This window comes from Achromobacter sp. GQ309, from assembly GCF_059759315.1.
In genome coordinates this window covers 108,632-135,131 of sequence record NZ_JCAXDP010000001.1, presented here as the reverse complement: position 1 = coordinate 135,131, position 26,500 = coordinate 108,632, and the positions used below count along the sequence as shown (strand labels likewise).

The window sequence follows — 26,500 nt, the reverse complement described above, 5'->3', positions numbered from 1 at the left end:
GGCTTAACCCTTCCCCACGACGCGCAGATGGGTGGGCGGTGGCGGCGGTGCAAATCGTCCACCGCTTGCCGCCTTGTCTGCTGCTTGTTTCTTCGCGTCCTTTTTTCCTTGTTCCCCCATCTTTCCATGTACGTATGGGACCCACGCCTTCGCGGCCTCCACGCGCAGCTTCATGTCCTGCTCGGGATCGTTTGCGACTGCCTTGAGGAACTCCAGGGGATCGGAGTACAGCTTGCCCAGATCGGGGAGCGAAACCTCCTTCCCTGCGGCTGCGGCCTCTTCCTTCAGTTTGTTAACTTGGTTAACACGGCCCAGGGCTTCCTGGACGTCCTTGTCTTTCATCAGCCGGGACGCTGCAACGGCCGCCCCTTTTTCGCTGTAGCCCGCATGGATAGCGGCTTTAGCACCGGACAGGCCCGACTGCAACGCCTGCACAAAGCGGCGCTTTTTGTCGGTTAATGCCATTAACAATCTCGGTTAACAAATCCGGTTAAGGGGGAAATTTTCTGCGCATGAGGGAACAGGTGGTTTCCAGTGTCGAGCCGCCCTAGACTTTCGACCCGCCCCCCCCTGCCTGCCGCCTGACCACCGGCCGCTGCCCCTCTGCCGATACCCCAGGGAGCCACGCAGAGGCCATACTGGACGCGACGATGGACCGGGTGCGCCTCGGGCCCGGCCTCGATGCAGAGGCGTCCTACCCCTTCCTGCTGGCGTGGACGGACAGGCCGCGCCTGATCCACCGTTCCACCTTCGTCATGTCCGGGGTTGCGCCCGTCAGCCGTGCCGCGATGACGATGCCGACCAAGTACCAGCGGACCCACCACGCGACGCGCAGGGAAAGCTTGACCGTGACTTGCGCCATTACGTGCGGCTCCTGTATCCCATGTCCTGCCGCGTCTTAGCGTCGTGGCATCCCACCTTGCGCCCGTGCGCATCGCGCGAGACGCACAGCACCTGCGAGTTCTCATCGGTGTCCGCGCCCCCATCGTGCAGACTGACCTTGTGGTCCAGCTCGAACCCTTCGGGGTATGCGGTCAACGCGCCGCAGTGGGCGCAGTGCGGATCGGCAGACCAGACACGCAACCGGCGGTCTTGCAGCTTGCGGCCCGTCATGCGTTTCGCGCTGATCGGAGGAGCTACTGCCAGCCGCGAGCCCGCAATTGGCAGTCGCGGCTTAAGTGTTTTGATTTTCATCTTTCATTATTGGATGTTTTACCCTCGAGATCGGGGTCCCGTTCCGGGTCCAATCCGAGAGCTAGAACATTTAGCACCGGTGAAAAATACCCATTGCGAAGTAGATAAACACAGCGGTACAACCCGAAAATCCCGCCACAAATTGCGAGGTGGTGCCTTGAAAGTCTGGACGTCCATATGTTCCTCAGCCGCTGCCTTGATGTTGGTTGCCTGTTCCACAACCAATAGCGGAACCCCTTGCGCTATTGCTGCACCAGAAAGAACGCTTACCGACAAGAACGTCCTTCTCTCGGTCCAAACGGAGCTCAGTGCAAGCGTAGTTAAGGCGGCGAATCTTAGCCAAGCCCAATGGCGCAACCGATTCGAGGAGACTTATCAGACCGTGAAGGATCAAGACGCTTCCTGCTTAATGCTTCTTAGGACAGTAGCGTGCTTGTCCGAGCAAGGGCGTTCAGACGCCCAAATTAGCGAGTTCAGAACCTACCTGAAGGAGACCCATTCCTGCGAGCGGACCGATGAGGCGAAGCTGGTGGTGGACTCAGTAGTCCAGCAAATTCCCGCCCCCGGAAACTTGACATCAAACCCGCCGATCGCGATCGATATATTTGTCAGAAATTCGGGTGACAAGCCAGCGCAGATCTCTGTAGTCAAGGTCTGGTTCGACGAGAATTTAAGGAGCTCGCGCGGTCTAGCGTCCGTGGTCGAGTTAACCGAAATTTATGCGGTCACCGTAGACAGTACAGGCGCGATCGTGGCTGGTGCAAAATCCCAAATGCGCAGCCCTGCGAAAGCTTGGTATCCATCCGACGACCCGGTATTGATCGTGGAAACACCCGTGGCGCAAGTGCTCGGACCGAGATCGACTGATAGATTTCGCGTCACGTACACCTTTCTCGACGGAATGAAGAACAGGGGACCGCGCGAACAGGTGCGGGTAGTCGTCTTCTACAACAGTAACCGTTCTGCGGAAAGCAAGGTTATTTCCCTTGCACCCAGTGATACATGCGTGCCATTGCAAGTTCGCGGAGCTGATGGAGCTTTAAAGAACCGATCAATTTGTCGCTGACCTCCCGCTAACTAGGAGAGCTAATATGAGATGCGCAACTCAATTCAGCATGGCTCCCGTAGCTCTGCTAATGTTGTTAAGCGGCTGTCAATCCCCCCCCTGCAGTGTTGCGCCTCCGGCGTCATACGACACCAATCGACAGCTCGCTATCCAGGCAGGAGTCGATCTGACGAAGTTTGCTCAACTTCCAATGTCTGCAAATTTCAAGGCCGAGGCCTCACAAGTTTTTAAAGCGACATTCCAAAAGGTACCCGATACGGCTGCGGCATGCGCGATGCTGAACCAAACTTATATTTGCATTAGCGATGAGAAGCGAGCCAGCGCTTATATGGAGTTTATGCGCGAGACCAATCAGTGTCTTCGACAGTGACGCCTCCAAAAACGCAAAAACCCGCCTGCTTGCGCTTGGCGGGTTTATTTGGACAGACTAATACACCGTATCCGTCAGGGACGTATTTTGGGGCAAAAAACCCCATTCGTCAATTTTTTCACGCGTCCGCGTCCTCCGCAATCCATTTGCACGCCTTCAGCCGATCGCTCAGCGCGCAATAAGCCCGATGGTGCAGTCCCCCGGCTTTTTCGCCTGCGCCCCCGAACAGCCAACGCTTCAGCTTCGCATGATGTGCGGCCGCGGTTTTGTCATCGACCTCAAACCGCTCAGCCAGCTCGGCCAGCGTAACCTTCGCACCTAACAAACGTTGGATGAGCGCCGAGCGGAGACGGCCGTTCGACACGCAGCCGGACAGCGCCCCAGACGCCGCCGCAGTCGTAAGTGTGCTCATCGCATCCTGCCATTCCGGATTGGTCTTGAAGCCGGAGCAGCACGCAATTCCACAAGCGCACGGAATCTGTGAAGGCGCAGCGTGAGCGACCAGGACCGCCTGCTCAATCGGACTGAGCCGGGCCAGTTCTGCACGGATCATGCCCGCTTGCCCTGCCCCATCCAGTCCGGACAGCCCCGGCCCGTCCCCGGTGGACATTCCTGCTGTCAATTCGCCCGACGCAATCCGATTCATGAGCGGCCGATCATACTGCTGCATCGAGTAGTGCAACGCGAAGATCAGCGCCGCATGCGCGCTGGAAAAGAGCGGCACCGCCTTAGCCGCCACGGTCGGCACTGAGGGGACGCGAGAAGGAGTCAAGGTAGTCATCAGATAATCCCCGGGGAATAGGTCACTTTCGCGGGCAGCATTTCCCGCATCCATTGCATTGCGGCTTCCCATCCGAGCGTGACGGTGTGCCGCCCCCGAACGGGAAAAGTCTTTGGGTTCACGTCGTGCGCGTCGACCATCACGGCTTCACCGCGCGCCCCCGTCTGTCTGTAGATCAGCACCGGCACGCCCGCCGCCCCTGCCTGTTCCTGGGCTTGACGCCACCAAGCTGGAAGGCACAGCACGTTTGCGTGTTTGCATTCGATGCTGATACGCGCGAACGCCGGTTCGTCGGCCACCACATCGCTGTCGCCCGCTTGGTTGCGCACTCTGCGGCGCCAAGTCGTTCCGGTCGCGTCGGTCAACAGGTTGGCGACCTTGCGCTCAAAGGCCGCGCCCTTGTTCCGTTGCATCGCACTCATGCCGCGCCCCCGGCGTCGATCGGCGCGCCCACTGCGGCCTGTGCCATGCCCAGCACCGCCAGGGATGGCACCCGCCCCCCCTTCCGCTGTGCTTCGGCCAGGATGCGCTTTGCCCAGCGGCGCGGATCGCGGCCAGAATCGGTCAGGATCGCGCCCGCGCCCATCTCCTTCAATGCCTTGGCTGCTTCCTCGGGCGTGGCATGGGTCGCCCCTGGGGCAGGCAGCGCGACGGCCGGAGCGGGAATGGCTGACCATTCGCCGCGGCTAAGTTCCTCCGACAGCGCCCGCTCCCACCGGGACTGCATGACCGAGTAGCCGCAGTTCAGCAGGTCATGCGACCCGACGCGTACAGCGGCCCAGTACACCGCCGGATGGGTCCATTGCCCCATTTCGCCACGACGGCGCGCGGTCATTCCTGCAACGGCGTCGTGAAAGGCGTTCTCCGGGATCAGCCCCGGCCGGCACGCGCGGATGAACTCACCAACCGCGGGCGGCCAGTCGGGGAACATGCGGCGGCAGGTGCGCAGCCCGTCGGCCACTTCCTGCGGCGTCACGCGATCATCGTCCAGCGCCTCGGCCCATGCGGCTTTCCAGTTCTCGATGCTCTGCATGTCCGGAAAGTCCTTCAGCCAGCGCCCCCCATACGTGCCCGATAGGCGATTCCACAGGTGGTCTATCAGCGAAATGCCTTCCAGCTTCGCCAGCGGCACGGCCCAGCCGGCCCGCTCACTCGTCGATTGTGCGACCGTCGTCATAGTCGGGACCTCCATGGGTGCGATTGCGGTTCACGTAGTCGGTCGGGTTGAACTTGCCGGGACGCTGCGCGCCCCCAGCTGCGGTGCCACTCGGGGCGAACAGGCCTTGCCAGCTTTTACCGATGGCGTGTTCGATGACAGCCTCCGGCTTGTGGCCCTGCTCGCGGAAGTTCGCCAAGTCCCTGACCTGCTGCCGGGCGGCTTCCTCGGTCAACGGCTTGCGGAGTTGCACACGGTGCCGCACCCAGCGCCCCCACAGTTCCGCATCCAACCAAAACGGAAGTTCCACGGTCAGCGGGTCGAACCCCGGCGAGCGCTTGCGCGCGCCTTTGGGTTTATTGATGGTTCCTTGATGGTTCAATGACGGATCGGGTGCAGCAGGTTCACCCCGTGGCGTCGTCAGATTCACCCCGTCGTGTCGTGAGCTGCACCCCGTTGCGTCGTCAGATTCACCCCGTTCGTTACGGGGTGCAGCAGGTTCGCCCCGCCGTTGATCGGCGGAATGTTCCACGCGGGGTGAAGCAGGTGCGCCCCGTGACAGATCCATGTCGTAGCAAACCGGCCGCTGATCCGCGCGTCGGATGTAGGCCACCACCAAATCCTGATTGCCGCGCTGGATGATCTGCAAGGCTTCCAGCTCGCGCAGCTTGTTCTGCACCGTGCGACTCGACAGCCCGGTATCCTCGGCCAGCGTAGCCACAGAGGGAAACGCGCCCTCACCCTTCGGCCCGGCGTAGTTCGCCAGGCACAGCAATACGTGGCGCGCCGTGGGATCTTTCACGATCCTCTGCGCAAGCGCCCATGTCATGCCCTGAACGCTCATGACTGTTCTCCATACGAAAGTTGATACCCGCGCTCGGCCGCTTCGGGCCACTTGCCCATAGCGATGATTCGCAAGCGCGTAAGGCGCAAGCCGGGGATGAAATAGGTGAGCTTCTGTTCCAGCGGTGCTGGCGATTGATCAATGAACCAGTGGCAAGGACCACAGCCAAACGCAATGGCCCAGTCGTGCGCCTTGATGCCCTTCCCCTTGCCGTCGCGCAGCAAGTTGGAATGGCAGGCCACAGTGGTATCGATGCCGCCCTGGCAGTACCTCGGCACGCGCAGCAAACATTCCTCGCCTTCGGCAAGGTCCAGCAGCGCCTGATTGCGGTAGACGGTCTTGGGCGGCTTCTTGCCCTTCTTGCGCGCCTTCATTGCGGCACGGGGCGGCGGCATGGGCGTTGCGCGCATCATCGGCGCACCACGCTTCAGAGGCGTCTTTTGCTTGAGGGGTGTCTTGCGCATCAGCGACATACCGCTCTCGCCTGATTCTTGGCTCGCCACCAGGCCGGGAACTTCCAACCGTTCGTGTGACGCTCCACCAAGCCGGCCCGCGCGGCGTCGAACAGAAATGAATCGACCGCGCAAGCCGCCGCCTGTGCCCGCGTCGTGCTGGACCAGGGATCAACGGCCTTCATCGCGGGCGCCACGATGCCGCGCAAAGCCTCAAGGTCAACCCGACCGCGCGTGTCGATGATGGCCTGCTTGACCTGCTCCACCGTCTCAGGCGGCACGCGGTAGCCCCGGAACATATGCAGGCAGTCAGCCATAGATGCCGCTCCACTTCACGAATGGCTTGCGCACTGCCTCATGGAACAGATTGGCCGCCTGAGCGTTGTGATCCAGTTGGGCGCGGCTGGTGATCCCACAGATGTCGCGGACGTACTGCGCCGCTTGCTGGCTCGCCGACACGCCATCAGGGGCGGCGCCGATGCGGGACACAACCCACCGCTGGAACTTCGCGCCGTTGCACATCATTGCAGCCGCGCGCGACAGCGCCGCCCCCTTGCGCTCCGTGGACGGCACACGAGGCCGCACGGGTACACCGGATGTTCCGCGCTGAATCATTGCTCGGCCATCCCGCTAAGGCGGCGGGCGACACCGGCAACCGCTTCCATCAACGCCCGGCCCGCAGCGTCCACGCGCTGCATTTCCTGCTGGTCAACACCTCCATCAGCCAAAGCGTCGTACACCTCATGACCGAACCGGCCATGCGCGATCATCAGCGCCGCGACCTGCTCCAGCACTGACATGTCGCTCTCGCCGCAGGACTCGGGCGCCTTGACCAGCAGATAGCCGTTGCCATGCGCGAAAGCGGCCAGGATGCGCACATCCCCCGTCATTCGCACAATGCGGTCGGCCTCAGCCAGCGTCAGGTGATGCGTGGTGTTGTTGGGGTTGACCTTGTTGCGCAGCACGGCCGGCGACATGCCGATAACCGCCCCCAGCGCCTCGCTGCCGCCCTTGTAGTCATGCACCGTCAAATCGGCCGCACTCGTGATGTTCATATGTGAATTTCCTGAACGTATCTATTGCTGAGCAGCGGCCTTACGATGCGCTGCATGGAAAAAGCGAATTTCGCCCTACACGTCCAACGGTCCAACCTGGATCCGATCGTCAGCGTCAGCTGGCTCGGCTCGCTCGGGTGGGTCGGGGAGCGTTGGCTCCGCCGGCACGTTGAAGAACCATGCAGCGTCCTGCTCCGTGAGGCGTTGGACGGCGAGTCTTGCGCCGAAGGCCATCAGGGCAGCGTCACGCATGCGCCGGCCCCGTACGCGGCTTGCGCAAGTAAGCCCAGTCAACGCTTGAGCACAAACGTTCGCACTTGACGCCCGTGAGCTCTTCAATGCGTGGGCAGTGCTTCGCTGGCGTTTGACGTCCCGGCTTTTTCCACTGGTTAAACGCCGCGCGGCTGACATTCAAGGCGCGGGCCAGGGCAGCTTCCGATCCGAAGACCTTTGCCGCCTCCTCCAAGGGATGAATAGTGTTGTGGTCCATTTCAATAGTCTACATTTCCTAGACCGAAAGAGTCAATTTCTTATAGACCCGTCTAGTCCAGAATTTCTTTACACTGCGATCATGGATATAAAGAGTTGGATCAAGGCCGCCCGCCTGCACGCAGGACTAACCCAGGCACAGCTTGGGGAGCCTCTCGGAGTGGGCAAGGGAAACGTGTCCGCCTGGGAGAAGGGCCGACACGAGCCGAGCTTTGAGCAGCTTGTCCGAATCGGGGAACTGACCCGGTACACCGAACCACTTCCGGGGCTTTCCGGTTCTGCGAATTCGGTACAGTCGCCCGCCCCGCCCCTAAAGCATCGCCCCTGGCCCTTCCCTGGCATCTCTGAAGATGAGGTGCATGCCTTGCCAGCTGCTCAATTGAGCGAGTTGCAAGGGGCCTTGGCGCTCGCTATCGCCCAGCTCAAGCACGGCATAAGGGTGTCCCCAATGCCTCTATCGCCGAGCCATCCTTCCGGCGAAGCATTGCGCGCTCAAAAAGCTGGCGGGCTCGTGGACATGGACGTGACTGCCGACGAATTTCCTATGCGCATTTCCGGCCTGCCTCCCGCCCCCTGGGAGGGGGGCAAGACCACTGCACAGATGGAGCGTGAGAACCACGGGCTGCGGATTAGCCACGCGATCAATGTAGGTCACGTTGAGGACTCGGGGTACTCCGCGAACGATCATGAGTTCGTGCCGATTCCAGAGCTGGACGTTCGTATGGCCGCAGGGAAGTTGGGAATCGAGAACTATCAAGAGACAGAAATAGGCCAGATACTGCTGCGCCGTTCATTCCTTGAGTCGTTCAATCGGCCTATTAAGCGGATGAAAATCTGCTACGGGAATGGTTTCAGCATGGAGCCAGCCATTCGTCACCGCAATCCCATGCTGGTAGACATCCACCCAGTAGAGTTGCACGAGGTCCAACCGCGTTTCGTCTATGCCATCAACCGGGCTGGCGAAATGATCGTGAAATGTCTGGAGCAGTGGAAAGATGGAACGTGGATGGCAATTTCCACCAATCTGGACCCCCAGTACCATCCATTCCCGCTAGCGACGGACGACGGCAGCGAGGTTCGCATCATCGGCACCGTCCTCTGGTCACCCTATGACTTGCGGAACGGCGTAGATGAGCGGCTGTTGTTGGGCTGGCGTCAGGGCGGGAGGCGGTGACGTTGGATTCAGAGTTTCTAACAAAAGGAAGTGGATCGATGAAAGGCGCGGTTTTGGTCATTATGGTGGCCTCCTTGTTAGCCGGGTGCTCGACAAAAAACTATGGTCGACAAGGAAGTCTGACCGAATACGAGAGTAGCCGTATGTCTTGCTCCGATATCGCGCTGGAAGAAGCCAAGGTCCAAGGCTGGATCGAGCAGGTTAACTCGGAGAGCAAGTTCGATGGGCGCGATGCCCTAGCTATTATGGGTGACTTCGGCATTGGCAACTCGATGGAGAAGAAAGCCGCCATCAAGTCCGCAAACAGCCGGCTGTGCCAACTGCAGACTGTCGCCGTAAGCAAGCAATGTCGACCTGAGCCTCCATACGAAGAAAAGCCGGCCCCCCCACGGGTCAACACCGTTACGGATCCGCAACCGATGCGGCTCTCAGGCGTGCCTGAGCCGAAGAATCCGTGTTTGAAAATCTAAACCAACGTACTTCGTTGCGTCGTCCCACTCTTTCCGGCGCGACGCGCGAAGTTATGTTCTGCGCGTAGATCCCAGCTCTGACTGGTGTTCGCAATTACCGCCGGCGGAGCTCGTCTGGTGCGGGCGCAGATGGGCGAGTATGCCGGACTCGCGGCTGTAAGGTGGTTATATGTCGCTTGCAAGCGCGCCGGCTGACGAACCTCCACATGCCTTTGGCTTCAAGATATGGCGCATTACGCCGCCCGTACGGCGCCGGATTTGTAGGTGCTAGCCGCCTAGACCTGTGAAACGCTATAGGCCTACTCCTCGGCGCGGCGAATCGCCAGGGCGGCAATCACCTCTTCCCGAACGACGGCCCTCAGGGTGGCTAAGTCCGGTAAATCGTCCGTAGACAATGACCGTTCGAGTCTTGCCACAATCTCGGCATTCGCCGAGCGGCCGTTCTTCGCCGCCAGATCATTTATACGATCACGCATGCCTGGCGGCAGGCGGACCGTCACTTGGTCCCAATCTCTAACTTGCGAGGCTCGTGCTCTTCCCATGCGCGGCAGCGTACTCGCACAGTGCTGGAATAAATACTCGCACTGTGCGAGTGTTTGACCCTTGTTCGAAGCATTCGCCCGAACGGCTCAGTGCTGAAATCTTAGGAAGGAGATCGGTCACGAGGCGATATTGCCCGAAATGACCTGCGGCAGGGTTTAGAGGGCCAAGGAATGACAACCACCATAAAGTTCGACCTAGCGGCGTTCGAAGAAGGCTTCACGAAGCTAGAACAACTAGAAGCACTTCTCGCCTACACCACCGGGCCAGGTTTTATCGCCTTTTCGTCGCTTTCTCTCGAGCGCCAAGAAGGCGTGCTGACCTTAGCTGCTGACTTGGCCTTCGACGCTCGCACGGCGCTGCGCCCCGACGCGTAGAACCATCCCCGTTACAAAAAATCTACAAAAGCGAGACCTTCGAGTCTCGTTTTTGTTGACCGTAAAGTCTATGTTTTCTATACTCACCTCACTTGCTTCGGAAACGTGTCCAAGCAGACCGCTCTTTAACAACTGAGGCCGCCCGCCCCCGAGAGGGGACGGCGGGCGAAACAGGACAACCAACCAGGCGCTAGCGCGCCCCCGGACCCTGTGTGCTTGGGCTTCCACAGCCAGGCAACGCCCAGCCGGGCGTGGCGACGATAACCCCGGCCTCTTCCGATTCCGCTGAAAAGCGGGTTTCGGCCAGCGCTGCGAGTCAGCGCTTACCGAAGCACTCCCCCATCCAGCGCATGCCCGCGCAAAGGAATCCCATGGAACTGAAAGTCAATATCGACCTGGAAGCAGCCGTCTCCCAGGCACTCGCACCCGAAAAGCTCCAGCCCATTCTTGATAAGCACCTGACCGATGCGATCACCAGCGCAGTCCGTGACGCCACCGGCTACAACAGTGAATTCAGCAAGGCGCTCAAGGTTCAGTTGGCAGATGCGTTGCCTCACGGCCTCCGGGTGTCCGACGTGGCGAAATTCCAGCACGTCTTGAATGAGGCTCTGCGCGAAGCAGTCCACGGCCAGAATGCCGCCACAATTAACACCGCCTTGGCAGAAGCTGCGGCAAGCGTGTTGCCCGACCTTCCTGCACGCATAAAGCTGTCGCAGTTGATGAAAGACGCACGCAACGGTCTGCACGTCCAAGGCGGCGCCGAATTCTTTGCCCGTCTGGAGGAAGGCTCCTACGGCCACAGGCACCTCGCGCTCGACAGTGATACCCGGAAGTCGAGTACCTGCGGAACACGGACTGACCGATTCAGCGCCGCATACCAGCTTGCGTTCACCGAAGAGGGCGAATGCTATTCGCTAAAGCTGAGCGGCCAACAAATCACTCCATCGTCCCTGCCCCATGCCATCAGCGGCTTCCAGGCCACACTCCTTGCCTTGTACGTGGGGCGCACGCGAATCGATTTCGACATAGATGCGGATGACGTGGAATCGACCGCATCCGAGCAGTACGACGACTGATTCCCAGCACTGAGGAAATGACCATGCAATGCGAGTGCATTTCGCGTGTCGAAGAAGAAGCCAAGGCGCACCTTCAACCGCAAATCAAAGGCCCAATCAGCAGCGTCAAGATGGGCAATGTCGCCTTCGTCATCGACGGCAATGCAATGGACGCGCGGCTCTACATCCCCCTTCAAGTAAAGGCGGATGCCCCCGGCTACCGCAGCCAGGACGGCAAAGCGGTGCCAATGCATGTGTCTTTCTGCCCCTTCTGCGGAAAGCCCGCAAAAGCCGAAAAGATCGCGGCCTGACAGCCCCGGCTCATGCCCCGCGTGCGGGGTATCGGCAGGTGCCTACTAGCCGTCCACTCGCTCGAATGGCTTCGCCAGGAAAACTTGAACCCCATTTGAATCGGTAGGCTGCACGGTACCGGGGAACTCAAGGATGCCTTTCTCTCCCGCTCCGTCGATCCAAGCGATCACAAACCGAATGTTCCCGATATCCGTGCGCTGCAAGCCATGTACGGATAAATCGAAAGAACTGCTCTCGTTGAGCGAGGTATAGCGGTAGGCTGGCAGCTGTTTACTGCCTACGCAGCACTCCACTGAGACGTCAGTAGCGCGATATCCGAAATTCTCCAATTTGAAACGAGACTCGGTACGCCCTCCTGATACCGCGAACCCGTTGGTAGAAAGCCAAATCTTCGGCCGCAGAGCATCCCGCTCCTTCTTTCTATCTTGCGCGAAGCTCTCAAGCTGCACATCGACTTGGCGTCTCGTGACTTCCACCAAAGCTTGCTGGTGCTCAACGGATTGTCTCAACTCTTCCGCCTGCTGCTTCAGCGCCTCCGTGCTGTGCCGCAATTCCTCCCCCTGCTGAAAGTAGCCAAGAATCAGCCATAGGACGGCAAGCGGACCAAATATTCCCGCGAGAAAATCCCCCACCTCATTTGGAGCCATCTTAAATAATGCCGCGCGATCACTCCAAGACAGCGCAACAACGGCCCCTAGATAGATAAGGGAGACGACAACGCCAATAAGTGTTCGACGGCGATCCATTTTTATCTCTGTGACTCGGGCCTGCACAGATTCTATTCGGACTTCCCTGTTCAGGCCCCCACTACCCCTATGGAAATCTAGATGTTTGCCATGCTCATTCGCTTCATCGAAGAACTGATCGACGCCTTCAACTTCGGCAGCAGCATCAGCAAGTAGCACCGCCCCTTCTCCGCCCTAACCGGGGCGGCTTCGGAGAGCGGGCCGGCGTCGCAACGTCACCGGCGCTGACAGTGACTTTCAGGAGTCTTCCCGGGCTACCGGCCCGCTCTCCGAAGCCCACCACCGCGCAAACCCGCGCAGATCCCCATGCCCTCAACTATCCCCGCCGTCTGGTGGGGCCTGGCCCTGCTTGCCCTGGCGGCGGTAGTGCTGGTCCCCATCGGCGAACACTTCAACCGCCGCTATATCGCGGCCGATCCTTGGAAAGCATCATGAACGCTATCGCTGCAACGGCGCCCCCGCGGTGCCGCCGGAAGCTGCCGTCCATCGCCCATCTGGCCCGCAAGCTTGGCGATCTCATCGCGCCCCGGGACCACGCAGGCAAAGGCAACTGGAACGACGACGCGGATATCCCGCTGTGGGCATGGCCCGCCAGCCTGGCGCTGGCTGCGTTCTTCCTCTTCGGCCCGACTGTCCTGGGCTGGATGCTGCGGGCGGTCGCATGAACGGTATCGACTTCATTCTGCGGGATCGAGCCGGCTGGACGCCCCCGATACCGTTGCCGCGCCGACGCCTGCGCTGGGCAGATTCCAGACAGGAAGCCATGCGCCCCGAAGAACTTGCGTTCATCAAGGGCGCGAAGGGTCGTCTAACCGCAAAAGACCTGGGCGAGTGCTACGGCGTCTCTCCGCAGACCATCAGCAACATTTGGGCCGGGCGCTGTCCTGCCGGCCCCGTTTCGCGCCCGGAGCGCATACGAGTCAAAAGGAAGCAGCCATGAGCGCATTCTGCGTATTCGGAATGACCGAGCCCATCGCACGCAAGGCGGCAGCGAAGGCCTGGGAAAAGCAACTCACTTTGATGACGAAGGAAGTCCGCGACAGCCTCACGGCTGAGTACGAGTCCAACTGGATTGCCGTCAAGACGGAGTACTTCCTCGCGAAGGCCAAGCCGGTGCAGGTGTCTGGCGGCTTTGACGCCCCGCAGTTTGCCCGCGACTACATCACGCTTGCCCAACGCATGCACCGCACTTCCCGGCTGCAAATCATGGCGCGCGGCGAAAAGCGCGACGCCAATGGCGCGCCCGTCATCAGCAAGTCAACCAAGAAACCCGTCATCGGCTGGGTTCCTCATTCCCTATAAAAAGGCATGTCCACCATGTGGTTCAAAAACCTCAAGTTTTACCGCCTGTCCGCTCCCCTATCTGACTATGCAGAGAAGCTCCAGGCGGGCCTGAAGCGTCACGCCTTCCAGTCCGGCACCAATCTGGAAATGCAGTCCATCGGATGGATCACGCCCCGCGTAGGCGGCGAGCTCGCCCACGCCGTTGCCGGTCGCTTCCTGCTCAGCATGCGCGCCGAGAAGAAGCTGTTGCCGCCCTCCGTGATTGCTCAGGTCGCCAGGGCGCGGGCCGAGGAAATCGAGGAGCAGCAGGGGTACAGGCCCGGCCGCAAGCAGATGAAGGAAATCAAGAAACGCGTGGCCGACGAACTCCTGCCGCGCGCCTTCAGCGTCTATCGCGATACCCGCGTCTGGATTGACCCGTTGAATCGCTGGCTGGTGATCGACACCGCCTCATCGGCCAAAGCAGACGAGGTCATCGGCCTGCTGGCGAAGACGGTTGACCCCCTGCCGCTGGAAAACCTGTACGTCGCGCAGTCGCCTGCCGCCGCCATGACCGGCTGGCTGGCTGAAGACGAAGCCCCGTCCAACTTCACCATCGACCAAGACACCGAACTGCGCTCGTCTGGCACGAGCGGCGCGGCGGTCCGCTACCTCAAGCATTCCATCGACGCGGAGGACGCGCGCCGGCACATCCAGTCCGGCAAGCAATGCACCCGCCTCGCCATGACCTGGGCCGACCGCATTTCGTTCGTTCTGACCGAAAGCCTCGATATCCGCCGTGTCTCGCCACTGGACGTGCTGAAGGAAGGCGCGGACTACGCGCAGAACGATGACGAGAAGTTCGACTCGGACATGGTTCTCATGACGGGCGAACTCGCCAAAATGCTTGCCGAGCTGGTGGAAGCGCTCGGCGGCGAGAAGAAATTCTGATTCCTGGAGCCCCCATGACCGAATCCACCGCCCCCGTTTCCTTCCGGCAGAAGATCCTCTCCAAGGAAATCAAGCGCGCCCACGCCATGCAGGCCCGCTATGAAGATCTGCACGTCGAACCCGGCTTCAACCTGCGCACCCCCCTCGATCTGCTGGACGGAGAGGAACGTGAGCGCGCCGAGGCCGACGACGAAGCCCTGTTTCAGCACATCATGGCGGGCGGCAAGATTCCGCCGCTCGAAGTCCGCCCCCGGCCCGAGGGTGGCGTGTGGCTGGTGGACGGGCATCGCCGCCACGCGCAGATCGGCCGCGCGATTGCCGCCGGCGCGCCGCTGCAGGATGAGGACGGCGTCGTTTGGATCGACGTCACGGCCTTCGTTGGCAACGACGCAGACCGCACCGCGCGCGTCATCAGCAGCGCCCAGGGCCGGCACCTGACGCCGCTGGAGACCGCCTTCGGCTACGCCAAGCTGGCGGGCTTCAAGTGGGACAACGAGCGCATCAGCCGACTGGAACAGGTATCCCCTCAATGGGTCGCCAAGATGATCGCGCTGGCCCATGCCAACAGCGATGTGCATGCGCTCGTGCGGTCCGGCGCTGTGAAGGCGTCCACTGCCATTGAGGCCGTTGCCAAGTACGGCGAAGGTGCTGGCGCCTTCCTGCAAGGTGAGTTTGAGAAAGCTAAGGCCTCCGGCAAGTCCCGCGTGACGCCCAGCACCATCCACGGCCGCGCCCTGCCCCGCAAAGTGGTCTCCCCGCTCATCAGCGGCGTGGACACGTTCATGCAGGGATTGGACGCCAACCAGCGCGCTACCCTTCTGGACATCCAAGAAGGCCGCGTAGCTGCCGAAACCATCACCATCCCCGCCGCCGCCCTGCTCGATCTGTTCCAGGCCCACGGCGCCGTTGAAACGGTCCGTGCCAAGCAGGCGGAGAAGCAACGCCGTCAGGCCGAGGCCGCGGCAACCGCCAGCCAGGCCGAAATCCCCACCGCAGAGGATGCCCACGCATGAACGCCCCCCCAAAACCTCGACAAATTGGACGACGTTGACCTGGCCGCGCTGTCCACCCGTGTGCTGCACGACATGGTCGCGAAGATGACCCCGGAAGAGCGCCAGCGTTATCGCGACGCCCTCGACGCGGCAGACGCGCCCCTCCGCAATCGCTTGGGCGCCGCCCTGGGCGTGCCCGACGCCTCGCCAACTGCGCCCGCCCAGAAATGCGCTATCTGCCGGGGCGCATTCTCCGGCATGGCCTGGGACACGCTCTGCCCTTCTTGCTGGGAAGAAAAGCTACGGGGTGAGTTAGCCAAGCGCCGAGTACCGACCTCTGATGCTAAAGATGCGCAGCAGCACTAAAGTTGATCGCTCAAACACGTTCCCAGTTGTAGGCATCCAACTGCGTCCCTCTGCATTTGAGGCATGTAACAAAAACGTCATTATCAACGGGGTGCTTGGCCTTCCAATCGGCTTTAGAGACCTCGCCAAAGCGGGTGCTATTGCACCGGCTTTTGCAAAGGTATCGGACCAATTTTTCGCGGGGTACGTGTGACGCATAAGCCGGGATATTCATATTTCGTCCGTGGTTGTGTTGAAAAGAAGGAACAACTCTACTTAGCTTCTAATTTCATCAGAGGCGGCAAAGGATGCACGATGGAGCGCGTTCTTGCGTCCGGTGATCCAGGTCTTAGCTTAACGATGAAGACGCTCTTCCCAACCAAGTTCACCACCCGTGCTTTTCGATCTGCCCTTTGGTGCAGAACTGGTTCCAGCGCGCTGCTTGGTTCTCGTACACCTTGCCCTTTGCGACGACCAGATACTCCCTATTCATACCCCCAAAGCCGTTTCTCGCACGGTACTGAAAGCACATGGCGCCATTGCTCAGGTTATAGAACTTGGAATCCCACTCAAGCGAATCTGGATCTCTGAGCGACTCTTTAATCAGAATTTGAGCTTGGGCAATCGCCAACGATCTTGCCATCTTGGCATCCTGTTCTGCCTTCCGCGCAGCTTCCCTGATCCGCTCTTGTTCCTGTTGAGCTTGTCGCTCAGCAGTCCGCTTTTTTTCCGCTTCAGCGTCCACCGCCGATACCCCTTTGAGGTCCGCCTGCGTCTGGACGATTTGCGGGGGTGTCTGCTTTGGGCGTGAAGCTTCCATTTCTTCCGGTGATTTTTTGAAGATTACAAAGATCGCAAGCAACGCCAACAAGCCTACGGTCAATGTCTTCTTGCCTGAAAACGGTTCCTTTTCCATTTTTCCTCTCTTCTCCCGGTTTGAGCATATGGGCGCGAAATGCACGTCAACGCGGCTCGGGCTGCGCAATTACGGACCGCGCCGCTGATAACGGCCGCGCTGCCGACGCTAAGTGCGCGTCCATCCCGCCATAGCACCTTTCTTTTGGTCGAAATAGTCCCATTCGGCCCCGCAGGAAGAGCACACAAACGCCTCGTGCGTCCCACCGGCATGCGCCACTGCAAGGCTCCGAACATATCCGAGGCTGATTAAACGTTCGTGCCCCGGTGCGCCTCGCTGGTTTTGCACTATTTCCTCGCAATCCGAACAAAGCGGCATTTCTCCACCTTTTCTTTTAGTTGAGCGGAGATATTACTAAATGATACCAATATCAAGCTTCATCAATTCTCACATGTACGCCCTTGTAGCCGATGAACTACCCGAATGGGAGCGATTTTCCACCAAACGGGAACGCGGCGAAGCGCTAACCCCGCTGGAGTTGTTCGTCTATGACAACGAACCGGCCGGCGACCACGACGCTTGGCGCGACCAACTCGCCGCTGTCCTGGCGAGCGCCCCCGTATCCGGAGAAGCGAAGCAATGCGTTGCCTGCGAAGGGAAGCCATCTGGCGACAACATCCCGTGCGCCGTGTGTAGGAGGAATGCCGCGCCCCCGGCAAGCCAGGGCATGCGCATCCTGTTCCCGACGCACCTGCGCAAGATGTGGTCGGGCGGTGAGGTGCAGGCCTGGCTAGACGAGCATCAGGGCATCACCGCTCCGAAGCCCAGCGCCAAGGGCAGTTTGGAACGCTACCGGAAGTGGCGAGCGGACCAGGCCGGCGAGGCGCAATGCTCCTGCCCCGCCGGCGACGGCTCCCTGAGCTGGCCGTGCGCCAAGCATCGAACGCAATCCGAAAATGACTCATAAAAGATGCTGGAGCGATCTTTATGCCTCATAAATCGTGCAATTGGATCAATGCAAGCGGACCGGAGACGGCGCTTGATGGAGGTTGATTTATGACACCGATGGTGCACATCGAACCCGTATACGTCGACCTAGCTACTGCGGCCATGATTACCACCCTGGCGGAATCGACTATCCAGGCCATGGTTACTCGCGAAGAGTTCCCCGCGCCGCGAGAACTGTCGGGGCGGCGGGTCGGGTATCTCTACGCAGAAATCCTGGAATGGGCGAAGAGCCGGCCGCGTTCCACAATGCTGCCACCAGCCAATACCGGCGCTCGGAAGCCGCGAGCCGGTCGGCCCGACAGCGCAGGCGTCTAGCCGTGAGTCCGGACCAACTCTTCCAAGTATTCCGACAGGCGCTGAAGCCAAATCCTGCGCTCCTTGTCGTAAGAGTGCCGGTTGTAGACTCCCTCCACGCCGGGCAGCATATGGCCAAGAATGACCTCACCCACCTCACGCGGACAACCGAGCGATGCCAAGAACGTGCGCGAGGTGCGTCGCAAGTCATGAGGCGCCCAGTGAGTCACCTTCAGACGCGCCCTCACTCGGTGTGGCGTGGTTTCACTGTAGGGCTGATGGTAGTAGACGCGCGTCTGGACCGACTTTTGCTCCCAGTGGCCTGATTTGCCATATGAGGGGAACAAGTAACCAGCGGGATGGACATCCAAACGGCGCCGCACTATTTGTTCGGCACGGCCAACCAACGGCACCCGAAAATCCGTCGCCTCAGCTCGCTTCACGTTCTTGGTTTTTTCCTTCGGTACGGTCCACCACAACCCATCAGCCTCTTCCGAGACTTCCTCAGCCTCGATAGATCCGATCTCGGCACCTCTGGCGCAAGTCCAGAGATACATCGTCAAGAAGTCATCCACGTCGCGGGAAAAGTTGGCGAGCCAAGGTATCAGCTCCCCCGCTTCCTTCGGTGACAGGACCCGCTTCTTGACGCCCCCCTTCTTGCCGTTGATCGCCTTCCCTTTCGATTTCAGCTTTCCGCGCAGAATTGCGCGCCACCAATTCGGCACGTTCTCCGCCAGTCTCCCCGCGTCATGACAATAGTCCCACGCTGCCCCTAGTTCGCGGCGCAGGATCTGTGCTTGCACAGGAATGTGGGAAAACGATTCGATGAGCGCAAACGCATCCGCACGAGTTACCGCCTCTGCGGGCTTGCTCGCAAGGTCCCCCAGCATGGTTCGAAACGTGCGCTCGATTTCGATCTGGCCCTTTTCGGCCCGATGTTGCTTGATGTGGCCGGCGACGTAGATATCGCAGGCGTCCGCTACTGTCAAAACGCCTTTAGCCTTCTCTTTGGCTGCAGCAGCGGCGACCTTCACCGCCTGGCGCTCTTGCTTGGCCTCCACTGCCACGTCTATCCCCGCGTCGCGTTTTTGCCGGAGGACTTCCCATTCCACAACCGCAGCGGCGATCGACATAGCTGGCCAGCGCCCCAACTTCGTCTGACGCATATTGCCGCTTACCGGGCTCTTGTACCGGTAGATCCATGTTCGTGCGGTGGCGGTTGCTTCAAGCCGCAACCCGGGATAGCCATCAATGGTAAGGTGTCGGCCTGGCTCAAGCAGCTTAGCGGCGCGCGCGTCGAATTGCATGAAGGGAAGGATCCTCTGGCGTAGGTTTTTCGAGAATCCTAAACGAAGCGGCGTAACTTCTCAATTCGACCCCGCCAAAAGCTACGCCAAACCGCTAAGTGTTGGCGGATTTCGATGGGCGTAGTTGGGCCATAAAACGATGACAACTTTCCCGACGCTCCCTCAATAAATGCAAGAAACTCAAGGCATAACGCCGAAATCTCGGGCCAAAACGGACGAGGACCTGTCAAGCCATACCCCTATGATGCAGCAGTACCTGCGCCTCAAAGCCGAGGCCGGGCCGTTGCTGCTGTTCTATCGCATGGGCGACTTCTATGAAATGTTCTACGAAGACGCCGAGCGCGGCGCGCGGTTGCTTAACCTCACGTTGACCAAGCGGGGCTCGTCCAACGGCGTGCCCATTCCCATGGCCGGGCTGCCCGTGCATGCCATGGAGCAATACCTGGCGCGGCTCGTCGCGATGGGCGAGTCCATCGCCATCTGCGAACAGATCGGCGATCCCGCCGCCTCGAAGGGCCCGGTCGAGCGCCGTATCGTGCGCATTGTGACGCCTGGCACGTTGACCGATGACGCCCTGCTCCCCGCCAAGGCGGACCGCGCGCTGGCGGCCATTTTCGTCAGCGGCAGCGCGCGCGCGCCGCGTGCCGGGCTGGCCTGGCTGAATCTGGCCAGTGGCGAGTTCCGGGTGACCGAATGCGCGCCGGCTCAACTGGAATCCGAACTGCACCGCATCGCGCCGGCGGAGATCGTTTGCGCCGACAGCGCGGAGTTCGATTTTCCGTTCGAGGGCGCGCGTTCCCGGGTGCCGGATTGGCACTTCGAAAGCGACGGCGCCCGTGCGCATCTGCTGGCGCATTTCAAGACCGACACGTTGGCGGGCTTTGATATTGAGGATATGCCGGCCGGCATTTGCGCAGCGGGCGCCCTGCTGCGTTATGCCGCGCGCACGCAGTCGCAGGCGCTGGCGCACGTGCAGAGCCTGTCCGCCGAGCGGCCAGGGCAGTTCGTGTTGCTGGACCCGGTCACGCGCTGCAACCTGGAGCTGACCCAGACGCTGTCGGGCGAAGACTCGCCCACGCTGTTCTCGCTGCTGGACGGTTGCCGCACGCCGATGGGTAGCCGTCTCCTGCGCCGCTGGCTGCATCACCCCTTGCGCGAGAATGAGCAGGCGCTGGCGCGGCAGCAGGCCATTTCTGCGCTGCTGGCCGGCCGTATGGACGTCGAGCAGACGTTCGGTTCGGCGGGACTGCTGGAAGCCCTGCGCGCCTCCTTGAACGCCTTTCCCGATATCGAGCGCATCGCGGCGCGACTGGCGCTGCGGTCCGTGCGCCCGCGCGAACTGGCCAGTTTGCGTGACGCTTTGCAGGCTCTACCCGCGCTGGCCGATCTGGTCGAGCCCATGTCGGCCTCGCCGCGTATCGGCGAACTGATCTCCCACCTGTCGGTGGATCCCGCGCTGGCCGCGCTGCTGGTGCGGGCGATTGCCCCCGAGCCGGCCGTGGCGATCCGCGATGGCGGCGTGCTGGCAACCGGCTTTGACGCGGAACTGGACGAATTGCGCGGTCTGGCCGCCGATGGCGGCGACTTCCTGGTCCAGCTCGAAGCCAGCGAGCGCGAGCGCACCGGCATCAGCAATCTGCGCGTGGAGTTCAACCGCGTGCATGGCTTCTATATCGAAGTCACCAAGGGCCAGACGGCCAAGGTGCCAGAAGACTACCGCCGCCGCCAGACGCTCAAGAACGCCGAACGCTATATCACGCCCGAACTCAAGACCTGGGAAGACAAGGTGCTGTCCGCGCAGGACCGCTCGCTGGCCCGCGAAAAATGGCTGTTCGAGCAATTGCTCGACGTGTTGGCCGAACACGTGCGCCCGTTGTCGGACTGCGCCGCAGCGCTGGCCGAACTGGACACGCTGGCCGCCCTGGCCGAGCACGCGCAGCGCCATGACTGGGTCGCGCCCGAGCTGTCAGAGCAGGCCGACATCGACATCGACGCCGGCCGCCACCCGGTGGTGGAGCGCGCCATCGAACGCTTTACGCCGAACGGCTGCCGCCTGGATCCGGCGCGGCGCATGCTGTTGATCACCGGCCCGAACATGGGCGGTAAGTCGACGTACATGCGGCAGGTGGCGCTGATTGTGCTGCTGGCGCGCATCGGCAGCTTCGTGCCTGCGTCGCGCGCCCGGATCGGCAAGATCGATCGCATCTTCACGCGCATCGGCGCGGCCGATGATCTGGCGGGCGGACGCTCGACCTTCATGATGGAAATGACGGAGGCCGCGGCCATCCTGTCGGCCAGCACGCCCAACAGTCTGGTCTTGATGGACGAGATCGGGCGCGGCACGTCTACCTATGACGGCCTGGCGCTTGCGTGGGCTATCGCCTGCCGCCTCTTGTCGCACAACCGCGCGCTGACGCTGTTTGCCACGCACTACTTTGAATTGACGCGTCTGCCCGCCGAGCAGGCCACGGCCGCCAACGTGCACCTGGCCGCCGCGGAATCGGCAAGCGGCATCGTGTTCCTGCACGAAGTGCGCGAAGGTCCGGCCAGCCGCAGCTATGGGATTCAGGTGGCGCAGCGCGCGGGCGTGCCCGCCGCGGTCATCCGCCAGGCGACACGCGAACTTGAACGCCTGGAAGCGCAAGGCGCCCCGACGCCGCAGCTGGGCCTGTTCTCGGCCGCCGCCGAGGCCGACGCGCAGGCGTACGCCGAAGCCGAACGTTCGGACGCCATCGAAGCGCTGGACTCGCTGCGCGAGGAGCTTTCCGCCATTGACCCCGACAGCCTCACCCCGCGCGAAGCGCTGGATGCCCTTTACCGCTTGAAGAAGCACCTCCAATGAACCTCGACCAACCGCTGCCGCTCCTGGGCAATCAAAGCCCCAACGACTTCATGCGCCGTTACTGGCAGAAGAAGCCGCTGCTGATCCGCCAGGCCATTCCGGCTTTCAAGCCGCCCGTCACCATCGCGGCCATCAAGAAGCTCGCGCGCCGCGACGACGTGGAATCGCGTCTGATCTGGCGCGAGAACGGCGAATGGCAGATGGAAAACGGCCCCTTTGCACGCCTGCCCAAGGACAACGAGGGTGATTGGACGCTGCTGGTGCAGAGCGTGGACCTGCATAGCGATGCGGCGGCCGAACTGATGGCCTTGTTCCGCTTCATTCCGGACGCGCGCCTGGACGATGTGATGATCAGCGTCGCCAGCCACGGCGGCGGCGTCGGTCCGCATTTCGACAGCTACGACGTGTTTCTGCTGCAGGCCGCGGGCGAGCGCGAATGGAGCTACGGCCGCCAGAAGGACCTGTCGCTGGAGCCGGGTCTGCCGCTCAAGATCCTGAGCAATTTCCAGCCCGAGGAAAAGGCAGTGCTGGCGCCGGGCGACATGCTGTACCTGCCGCCGCAGGCCGCGCATGACGGCATTGCCATGGGAGACGGCTGCATGACGATCTCCATCGGTTTCCGGGCGCCGACGCAGGCAACATTGGCGCGCGGCCTCCTTGAAGCCGCTGCGGACCAGGTGATGGCTCGCGTGGGCCTTCTGGGCGGTCCCTATGGCGAACCCGCCCTGCCCGGCCCCAAGCTGTCGGCGGTCTACCGTGACCCGGGCCAGCCGGCGGTGGACACGCCCGCGGCGTTGCCGGACGGACTGGTGGCCGCCACGCTGGAAACGGTCGAAAAGCTGCGTTTTGACGATGCCCTGGCATCGCGCTTCCTGGGCTGCTGGCTGACCGAGCCCAGCAACCTCAGCGTGTTCGATGCGCCCGAGGGGTTGGATGTCGATCTGGAAGAGGATTGGCCCGCGTCCGGCCGCCTGGTGTTGAATCGCCGCAGCCGCATGCTGTATCGCGGCAAGCAGCTTTTCATCAACGGGGAAACGGCCATGACGCCCGCAGATGTGGCATTGCGACTCTTGGCCGATGCGCGTAGCCTGGATTGTGCGCATCCCGCTTGCGCCCGTCTGTCAGAGGAAGCGCGCGCCTGCCTGGCGGATTGGCTGGACTCGGGTTGGATTCATTACCGCCCCGAGTAGTATCTGGAAACCTGAAAGTATCCGTGTCGCACAGAAAGAAATCAGGTCTGTAAGCCGGGTCACATCAAGAAAGAGATAACACCAAGCTGAAAGGTTTGTTGCTTTTGGGATGCCACCGCTTTAACTTTCACACGCGATCGGCATGAACCTTCCTGTAGCCTGAGTTCTGGTTTCCCCTAACGGGGTTTCAAGAGTCGTCATCTACAGGAGTTCAAATAATGATGAGCAAAACCTTGATTATTGCCTCGGTGCTGGCCGTCGCGCTCAGCGCTTGCAACAAGAAGGAAGATGCCCCGGCACCGGCGGCCAACCCCACTCCCGGCGCGACCACGCCCGCTCCTGGCGGCACGCCGCCGGCATCGCCCGCGCCGACCCCTGGCACGACGCCCGGCTCTGGTTCGACCACCCCGGGCGGCTCGACCACCCCCGCGTCGTAAATCTTCAGGCACGAACCCCCGCCCTGAAAGACGCAAAAAAAACCCTGGCATGTCATGCCAGGGTTTTTTTGTGCCTTGCCGCGGCACGCTGAGCGTGCGCGGCGAGGTCGTTTCAATTACATCTTGTCCTTCAGGACGCTCAGCAGGCGCTGCGCCGTCGGGCTGTTGTCAGGCGAACCGTTGGCGTCCAGTACCGAGACGGTGGTCTGTTCGCCGTTGCCCACCAGGTGGATGCGGTACTGGGGCGCCTGCGCCTTCTTGTCGCCGGAGAACATGCGGCTGAAGAAGCCGGGCTGTTCCATCTTTTCGCCGGTGTCCGTGTCGACATAGCGAACGAAGTAGTCGCCAGCCGAACGGTCGCGGTCTTCGACGGCGAAGCCGCCGCCGTCAAGCGCCACGCCGACACGGCGCCAGGCGCGGTCGAAGGATTCGCTGACGATGAGCGACGCGCCCTGCGCGCGGACGTCCTGCTGAACAGCCGGACGCTGCGGCGAGGCTTCCGCCTGCTGCACCAGCCTGCGGGCGTTGTCGACGTCGGTGCCCAGGTAGACCATCATGCGCGCCAGCATGGCGGCGTTCAGGCCCGGGTCTTCCTTGCCGTTCTGCCACTGCACCTGGGCGCCGTCGGAACCGACGCGCTTCTCAAGCATCTGGCGGTGGCTGACGTAGATCTCGGTGTGGCCGTTGACGCGTTCGACGCGGGTGCGGAATTTTTCGCGCTCGCCGCTATCCCAGGCCGTTTCCAGCACGGCGCCCAGGGCTTGGCGAAGCCAGCTTTCCGGGATCTTGGCGCGGTTCTCGGCCCAGTCCGTTTCGATCAGGCCGGCACCAGGGTTGTTGGTGGCGACGGTAAAGCCGCTTTCGGTCCAGAAGTCGATCAGGCGGGGGAAGACCTGCTCGGGCGGACGGTCCACCACGAGCCAGCGCAGGTCGCCGTCGCGCTCGACACGCATGTCGGAGCGGCTGGGCAGCACGTTGCTGGTCTTCGGGGCGCTGGCCTGGGCCACGCCTTGCTGCTGGAACTCAGAGAAGGTGGTGGAGCCGGATGCCGGCGCGCGGTAGCGGGGGTCGCTGTTGGCTTGCGTCAGGTCGGGCGGAATGCTCAGGGGCTCTCCGCGTTGGTTCACTGCGCTCTTGTAGTCGACCGATTCTTCATTGCCCAGGAATTGGTTGACCTCGGAGCACCCGGCCAGCAACACCAGAGACATCAATGCCGACAAACCGGCATGACGCTTGTTCATACGTTTCCTCACGATATTTAGAGCAGTCCCGTTTCCTGGAGCGCGTTGCGCACCGTTGCGTGATGCGGCGCGCTCAGTTCGACCAGTGGCAGTCGGTAGCCAAGCGCGCTGCGGCCCATTTCGGCCAACGCCCACTTGACGGGGATGGGGTTGGCTTCAACGAACAAAGCCTTGTTCAGACGCGCCAGGAACGCGTTAAGTTCACGGACCTTCGGCACGTCGCCCGCCAGGGCGGCGGCACAGAGGTCGCGCATGAGCTTGGGCGCCACGTTGGCCGTGACGGAAATGTTGCCGCGCGCGCCCAGCAGGATAAGAGCGGCCGCGGTGGGATCGTCGCCGCTGAAGACCTGGAAGCTGGCAGGCGCCTCGCGGAGGAGCAGGCCGCCGCGGGCGATGTCGCCAGTGGCGTCCTTGATGCCGATGATGCCCGGCACCTGCGCCAGACGCAGGATCGTGTCGTTGCTCATGTCGGCAACGGTACGGCCCGGCACGTTGTACAGGATGGTGGGCAGGTCGACGGCTTCCGCGATGGTGCGGAAGTGGCGGTACAGGCCTTCTTGCGACGGCTTGTTGTAGTAAGGCACGACCGACAAGCCAGCGTGGGCGCCGACCGCCTTGGCGTGGCGCGTCAGGTGGATGGCTTCGTCGGTGGAGTTGGCGCCCACGCCAGCAATGACCGGAATGCGGCCGGCGGCGAGTTCGACGGCAACGCGGATCAGTTCCGCGTGTTCTTCCATGGAGACCGTGGGCGACTCCCCGGTGGTGCCCACCACCACCAGCGCGTCGGTGCCTTCCTGGACGTGCCAGTCGATCAACGACCGGTAGGCAGCGTAGTCCAGGCTGCCGTCGGGTTGCATTGGGGTGACCAGGGCCACCATGCTGCCCTGGAAATTAACGCCTGCGGCGGTAGCAGGGGATGCCATAGATTCGGGCTCCAAAACCCCGCGGCGGGATTGCCCCAGGGCCTGATTCAGTGAAACCGCTGAGTTTAACGGATATTGGGGGGAATCTTACAGAAACCACTGAACGATTGTCGTTCCCAGCCCGAGCACCGGTTGCATCAATAACCAGAGCACATCGGTGACCAAAAGCACAATGACGATGATCAAGCCATACGGCTCGATTTTCGAGTATTGCCAGGCCAGACGATTGGGCAGCAGGCTGAACAGGATGCGTCCGCCGTCCAGGGGCAGGATGGGCAGCAAGTTCAGCGCCATCAGCACGAGGTTGACGTTGACGCCCGCCACCGCCATTTCGAACCAGAAGCTTTCGTGCAGGCCGCTTTCCATGAACAGGCGCAGCGACAGCGCCCACAGGATGGCCATGAACATATTGGCAGCCGGGCCGGCCAGCGCCACCCAGGCCATGTCCTTTTTGGGACGGCGCAGGCGGCCGAAGTCGACGGGAACCGGCTTGGCCCAGCCGAAGAGCAGCATGGAGCCGCCGATCAGCTTGGAGGCCAGCAGGATGGCGACCGGTACCAGCAGCGTGCCGACGGGGTCGATGTGCCGCGCCGGATTCAGGCTGACCCGTCCGGCCTGGTAGGCGGTCGGATCGCCCAACATGCGCGCCACGTAGCCGTGCGCGGCCTCGTGCAGGGTGATGGCGAAGATAACCGGTATCGCGTAGACCGCAATGGTTTGGATGATGTCATTCATGGCGAACCGGATTGTAGATGAGCCACGCCCTCGCG

36 protein-coding genes and 1 pseudogene are annotated in these 26,500 nt (G+C 61.6%); 18 read left to right on the top strand and 19 right to left on the bottom strand.

Annotation, left to right across the window (positions count from 1 at the left end; genetic code table 11):
* Nucleotides 1–3: 3 nt before the first annotated feature.
* The 3 genes from AC6CIE_RS00690 to AC6CIE_RS00680 all read right to left on the bottom strand — a co-directional run bounded on the left by AC6CIE_RS00690 (nucleotide 4) and on the right by AC6CIE_RS00680 (nucleotide 1,113).
* Entirely contained in the window at nucleotides 4–465 is a 462-nt protein-coding gene (locus AC6CIE_RS00690) for a terminase small subunit (RefSeq protein ID WP_498090769.1), read from the bottom strand.
* Between the two features lie 229 nt (nucleotides 466–694).
* On the bottom strand, nucleotides 695–862 hold the full coding sequence (locus AC6CIE_RS00685) for a hypothetical protein (protein ID WP_498090768.1): 168 nt from the start codon (nucleotides 860–862) through the stop codon (nucleotides 695–697).
* Nucleotides 862–1,113, bottom strand: coding sequence for an HNH endonuclease signature motif containing protein (locus AC6CIE_RS00680; RefSeq protein ID WP_254594902.1), 252 nt, complete (start codon nucleotides 1,111–1,113; stop codon nucleotides 862–864). Before AC6CIE_RS00680 ends, AC6CIE_RS00685 begins: the two co-directional genes overlap by 1 nt.
* Between AC6CIE_RS00680 and AC6CIE_RS00675 the strand changes: the two genes are divergently transcribed.
* Nucleotides 1,112–2,260 carry a hypothetical protein gene (locus AC6CIE_RS00675; protein ID WP_175122020.1) on the top strand — a complete coding sequence of 383 codons (1,149 nt, stop codon included), beginning with the start codon at nucleotides 1,112–1,114 and terminating at the stop codon, nucleotides 2,258–2,260. The genes AC6CIE_RS00680 and AC6CIE_RS00675 overlap by 2 nt on opposite strands.
* Before the next feature lie 488 nt (nucleotides 2,261–2,748).
* On the opposite strand, the gene AC6CIE_RS00670 is transcribed toward AC6CIE_RS00675, so the two are convergent.
* From AC6CIE_RS00670 to AC6CIE_RS00630, 9 genes are all read right to left on the bottom strand, one after another.
* Entirely contained in the window at nucleotides 2,749–3,411 is a 663-nt protein-coding gene (locus AC6CIE_RS00670) for a hypothetical protein (RefSeq protein WP_175122315.1), read from the bottom strand.
* Nucleotides 3,411–3,824 carry a putative PDDEXK endonuclease gene (locus AC6CIE_RS00665; RefSeq protein WP_498090767.1) on the bottom strand — a complete coding sequence of 138 codons (414 nt, stop codon included), beginning with the start codon at nucleotides 3,822–3,824 and terminating at the stop codon, nucleotides 3,411–3,413. The genes AC6CIE_RS00670 and AC6CIE_RS00665 overlap by 1 nt, the downstream gene beginning before the upstream one ends.
* A 5-nt stretch (nucleotides 3,825–3,829) precedes the next feature.
* Nucleotides 3,830–4,588: a replication protein P gene (locus tag AC6CIE_RS00660; protein WP_498090766.1), complete on the bottom strand. Its 759-nt coding sequence runs from the start codon at nucleotides 4,586–4,588 to the stop codon at nucleotides 3,830–3,832.
* The gene (locus tag AC6CIE_RS00655; RefSeq protein ID WP_498090765.1) at nucleotides 4,560–5,411 is read right to left on the bottom strand and encodes a helix-turn-helix domain-containing protein; all 852 of its coding nucleotides are present in this window, start codon (nucleotides 5,409–5,411) and stop codon (nucleotides 4,560–4,562) included. Before AC6CIE_RS00655 ends, AC6CIE_RS00660 begins: the two co-directional genes overlap by 29 nt.
* The gene (locus AC6CIE_RS00650; protein WP_498090764.1) at nucleotides 5,408–5,884 is read right to left on the bottom strand and encodes a nuclease domain-containing protein; all 477 of its coding nucleotides are present in this window, start codon (nucleotides 5,882–5,884) and stop codon (nucleotides 5,408–5,410) included. The genes AC6CIE_RS00655 and AC6CIE_RS00650 overlap by 4 nt, the downstream gene beginning before the upstream one ends.
* Nucleotides 5,875–6,180 carry a hypothetical protein gene (locus AC6CIE_RS00645; protein WP_498090763.1) on the bottom strand — a complete coding sequence of 102 codons (306 nt, stop codon included), beginning with the start codon at nucleotides 6,178–6,180 and terminating at the stop codon, nucleotides 5,875–5,877. The genes AC6CIE_RS00650 and AC6CIE_RS00645 overlap by 10 nt, the downstream gene beginning before the upstream one ends.
* A complete protein-coding gene (locus AC6CIE_RS00640) occupies nucleotides 6,173–6,448 on the bottom strand; it encodes a hypothetical protein (RefSeq protein WP_498090762.1) in 276 nt (91 codons plus the stop codon). The genes AC6CIE_RS00645 and AC6CIE_RS00640 overlap by 8 nt, the downstream gene beginning before the upstream one ends.
* Before the next feature lie 26 nt (nucleotides 6,449–6,474).
* Nucleotides 6,475–6,918, bottom strand: a complete 444-nt coding sequence (locus tag AC6CIE_RS00635) for a phage regulatory CII family protein (RefSeq protein ID WP_498090761.1) — start codon at nucleotides 6,916–6,918, stop codon at nucleotides 6,475–6,477.
* A 244-nt stretch (nucleotides 6,919–7,162) separates the two neighbouring features.
* Nucleotides 7,163–7,408: a transcriptional regulator gene (locus tag AC6CIE_RS00630; RefSeq protein ID WP_498090760.1), complete on the bottom strand. Its 246-nt coding sequence runs from the start codon at nucleotides 7,406–7,408 to the stop codon at nucleotides 7,163–7,165.
* Between AC6CIE_RS00630 and AC6CIE_RS00625 the strand changes: the two are divergent.
* From AC6CIE_RS00625 to AC6CIE_RS00615, 3 genes and pseudogenes are all read left to right on the top strand, one after another.
* A pseudogene (locus AC6CIE_RS00625) lies at nucleotides 7,388–7,642 on the top strand (helix-turn-helix transcriptional regulator); the annotation flags it as partial. The gene AC6CIE_RS00630 and the pseudogene AC6CIE_RS00625 overlap by 21 nt on opposite strands.
* A gap of 129 nt (nucleotides 7,643–7,771) precedes the next feature.
* A complete protein-coding gene (locus AC6CIE_RS00620; RefSeq protein WP_498091538.1) occupies nucleotides 7,772–8,581 on the top strand; it encodes a S24 family peptidase in 810 nt (269 codons plus the stop codon).
* Nucleotides 8,582–8,619: 38 nt separating this feature from the next.
* Complete coding sequence (locus tag AC6CIE_RS00615) at nucleotides 8,620–9,051, top strand: hypothetical protein (RefSeq protein ID WP_498090759.1); 432 nt, start codon at nucleotides 8,620–8,622, stop codon at nucleotides 9,049–9,051.
* A gap of 299 nt (nucleotides 9,052–9,350) precedes the next feature.
* Here the strand turns inward: AC6CIE_RS00615 and AC6CIE_RS00610 are convergent, their stop codons facing one another.
* Nucleotides 9,351–9,593, bottom strand: a complete 243-nt coding sequence (locus tag AC6CIE_RS00610) for an Arc family DNA-binding protein (protein ID WP_498090758.1) — start codon at nucleotides 9,591–9,593, stop codon at nucleotides 9,351–9,353.
* 171 nt (nucleotides 9,594–9,764) lie between these two features.
* Between AC6CIE_RS00610 and AC6CIE_RS00605 the strand changes: the two genes are divergently transcribed.
* The 3 genes from AC6CIE_RS00605 (at nucleotide 9,765) to AC6CIE_RS00595 (ending at nucleotide 11,334) form a co-directional block, all read left to right on the top strand.
* Nucleotides 9,765–9,968, top strand: coding sequence for a hypothetical protein (locus tag AC6CIE_RS00605; protein ID WP_498090757.1), 204 nt, complete (start codon nucleotides 9,765–9,767; stop codon nucleotides 9,966–9,968).
* A 371-nt stretch (nucleotides 9,969–10,339) separates the two neighbouring features.
* Entirely contained in the window at nucleotides 10,340–11,044 is a 705-nt protein-coding gene (locus AC6CIE_RS00600; RefSeq protein ID WP_498090756.1) for a hypothetical protein, read from the top strand.
* Nucleotides 11,045–11,061: 17 nt separating this feature from the next.
* Nucleotides 11,062–11,334, top strand: coding sequence for a hypothetical protein (locus tag AC6CIE_RS00595; protein ID WP_498090755.1), 273 nt, complete (start codon nucleotides 11,062–11,064; stop codon nucleotides 11,332–11,334).
* A 45-nt stretch (nucleotides 11,335–11,379) separates the two neighbouring features.
* Here the strand turns inward: AC6CIE_RS00595 and AC6CIE_RS00590 are convergent, their stop codons facing one another.
* Nucleotides 11,380–12,240 (bottom strand): hypothetical protein, encoded by an 861-nt coding sequence (locus AC6CIE_RS00590; RefSeq protein ID WP_498090754.1) that lies wholly within the window; start codon nucleotides 12,238–12,240, stop codon nucleotides 11,380–11,382.
* A gap of 147 nt (nucleotides 12,241–12,387) precedes the next feature.
* Between AC6CIE_RS00590 and AC6CIE_RS00585 the strand changes: the two genes are divergently transcribed.
* The 6 genes from AC6CIE_RS00585 (at nucleotide 12,388) to AC6CIE_RS00560 (ending at nucleotide 15,653) form a co-directional block, all read left to right on the top strand.
* Nucleotides 12,388–12,516: a hypothetical protein gene (locus AC6CIE_RS00585; protein WP_498090753.1), complete on the top strand. Its 129-nt coding sequence runs from the start codon at nucleotides 12,388–12,390 to the stop codon at nucleotides 12,514–12,516.
* Nucleotides 12,513–12,746 (top strand): hypothetical protein, encoded by a 234-nt coding sequence (locus AC6CIE_RS00580; protein ID WP_498090752.1) that lies wholly within the window; start codon nucleotides 12,513–12,515, stop codon nucleotides 12,744–12,746. The genes AC6CIE_RS00585 and AC6CIE_RS00580 overlap by 4 nt, the downstream gene beginning before the upstream one ends.
* Nucleotides 12,747–13,017: 271 nt before the next feature.
* Complete coding sequence (locus AC6CIE_RS00575) at nucleotides 13,018–13,383, top strand: hypothetical protein (RefSeq protein WP_175185688.1); 366 nt, start codon at nucleotides 13,018–13,020, stop codon at nucleotides 13,381–13,383.
* A gap of 15 nt (nucleotides 13,384–13,398) precedes the next feature.
* On the top strand, nucleotides 13,399–14,295 hold the full coding sequence (locus tag AC6CIE_RS00570; RefSeq protein WP_498091536.1) for a recombination-associated protein RdgC: 897 nt from the start codon (nucleotides 13,399–13,401) through the stop codon (nucleotides 14,293–14,295).
* A 14-nt stretch (nucleotides 14,296–14,309) separates the two neighbouring features.
* Nucleotides 14,310–15,308 carry a ParB/RepB/Spo0J family partition protein gene (locus AC6CIE_RS00565; RefSeq protein WP_498090751.1) on the top strand — a complete coding sequence of 333 codons (999 nt, stop codon included), beginning with the start codon at nucleotides 14,310–14,312 and terminating at the stop codon, nucleotides 15,306–15,308.
* A 24-nt stretch (nucleotides 15,309–15,332) separates the two neighbouring features.
* Nucleotides 15,333–15,653 (top strand): hypothetical protein, encoded by a 321-nt coding sequence (locus AC6CIE_RS00560; protein WP_498090750.1) that lies wholly within the window; start codon nucleotides 15,333–15,335, stop codon nucleotides 15,651–15,653.
* A gap of 364 nt (nucleotides 15,654–16,017) precedes the next feature.
* Here AC6CIE_RS00560 and AC6CIE_RS00555 read toward each other — a convergent pair whose 3' ends face one another.
* Nucleotides 16,018–16,548, bottom strand: a complete 531-nt coding sequence (locus tag AC6CIE_RS00555) for a hypothetical protein (protein ID WP_498090749.1) — start codon at nucleotides 16,546–16,548, stop codon at nucleotides 16,018–16,020.
* A gap of 391 nt (nucleotides 16,549–16,939) precedes the next feature.
* Here AC6CIE_RS00555 and AC6CIE_RS00550 point away from each other — a divergent pair, with 391 nt between their 5' ends.
* Together AC6CIE_RS00550 and AC6CIE_RS00545 are read left to right on the top strand one after the other, a co-directional pair.
* Nucleotides 16,940–17,455 carry a hypothetical protein gene (locus tag AC6CIE_RS00550; RefSeq protein WP_498090748.1) on the top strand — a complete coding sequence of 172 codons (516 nt, stop codon included), beginning with the start codon at nucleotides 16,940–16,942 and terminating at the stop codon, nucleotides 17,453–17,455.
* An 89-nt stretch (nucleotides 17,456–17,544) separates the two neighbouring features.
* A complete protein-coding gene (locus AC6CIE_RS00545) occupies nucleotides 17,545–17,811 on the top strand; it encodes a helix-turn-helix transcriptional regulator (RefSeq protein ID WP_313492014.1) in 267 nt (88 codons plus the stop codon).
* Here the strand turns inward: AC6CIE_RS00545 and AC6CIE_RS00540 are convergent.
* On the bottom strand, nucleotides 17,808–19,097 hold the full coding sequence (locus AC6CIE_RS00540) for a tyrosine-type recombinase/integrase (protein ID WP_498090747.1): 1,290 nt from the start codon (nucleotides 19,095–19,097) through the stop codon (nucleotides 17,808–17,810). The genes AC6CIE_RS00545 and AC6CIE_RS00540 overlap by 4 nt on opposite strands.
* 169 nt (nucleotides 19,098–19,266) lie before the next feature.
* On the opposite strand from AC6CIE_RS00540, the gene mutS reads away from it, so the two are divergent.
* The 3 genes from mutS (at nucleotide 19,267) to AC6CIE_RS00525 (ending at nucleotide 23,566) form a co-directional block, all read left to right on the top strand.
* Nucleotides 19,267–21,939, top strand: a complete 2,673-nt coding sequence (gene mutS, locus AC6CIE_RS00535; RefSeq protein WP_498090746.1) for a DNA mismatch repair protein MutS — start codon at nucleotides 19,267–19,269, stop codon at nucleotides 21,937–21,939.
* Nucleotides 21,936–23,129, top strand: coding sequence for a ribosomal protein uL16 3-hydroxylase (locus AC6CIE_RS00530; protein ID WP_498090745.1), 1,194 nt, complete (start codon nucleotides 21,936–21,938; stop codon nucleotides 23,127–23,129). The genes mutS and AC6CIE_RS00530 overlap by 4 nt, the downstream gene beginning before the upstream one ends.
* 221 nt (nucleotides 23,130–23,350) lie before the next feature.
* Complete coding sequence (locus tag AC6CIE_RS00525; RefSeq protein ID WP_224776987.1) at nucleotides 23,351–23,566, top strand: endopeptidase; 216 nt, start codon at nucleotides 23,351–23,353, stop codon at nucleotides 23,564–23,566.
* Nucleotides 23,567–23,682: 116 nt separating this feature from the next.
* On the opposite strand, the gene bamC is transcribed toward AC6CIE_RS00525, so the two are convergent.
* From bamC to AC6CIE_RS00510, 3 genes are all read right to left on the bottom strand, one after another.
* Nucleotides 23,683–24,807 carry an NlpB/DapX family lipoprotein gene (gene bamC / locus AC6CIE_RS00520; protein ID WP_175124280.1) on the bottom strand — a complete coding sequence of 375 codons (1,125 nt, stop codon included), beginning with the start codon at nucleotides 24,805–24,807 and terminating at the stop codon, nucleotides 23,683–23,685.
* Nucleotides 24,808–24,824: 17 nt separating this feature from the next.
* Complete coding sequence (gene dapA, locus AC6CIE_RS00515) at nucleotides 24,825–25,730, bottom strand: 4-hydroxy-tetrahydrodipicolinate synthase (protein WP_498090744.1); 906 nt, start codon at nucleotides 25,728–25,730, stop codon at nucleotides 24,825–24,827.
* 87 nt (nucleotides 25,731–25,817) lie between these two features.
* Entirely contained in the window at nucleotides 25,818–26,465 is a 648-nt protein-coding gene (locus AC6CIE_RS00510) for a site-2 protease family protein (protein WP_175124282.1), read from the bottom strand.
* Nucleotides 26,466–26,500 lie beyond the last annotated feature (35 nt).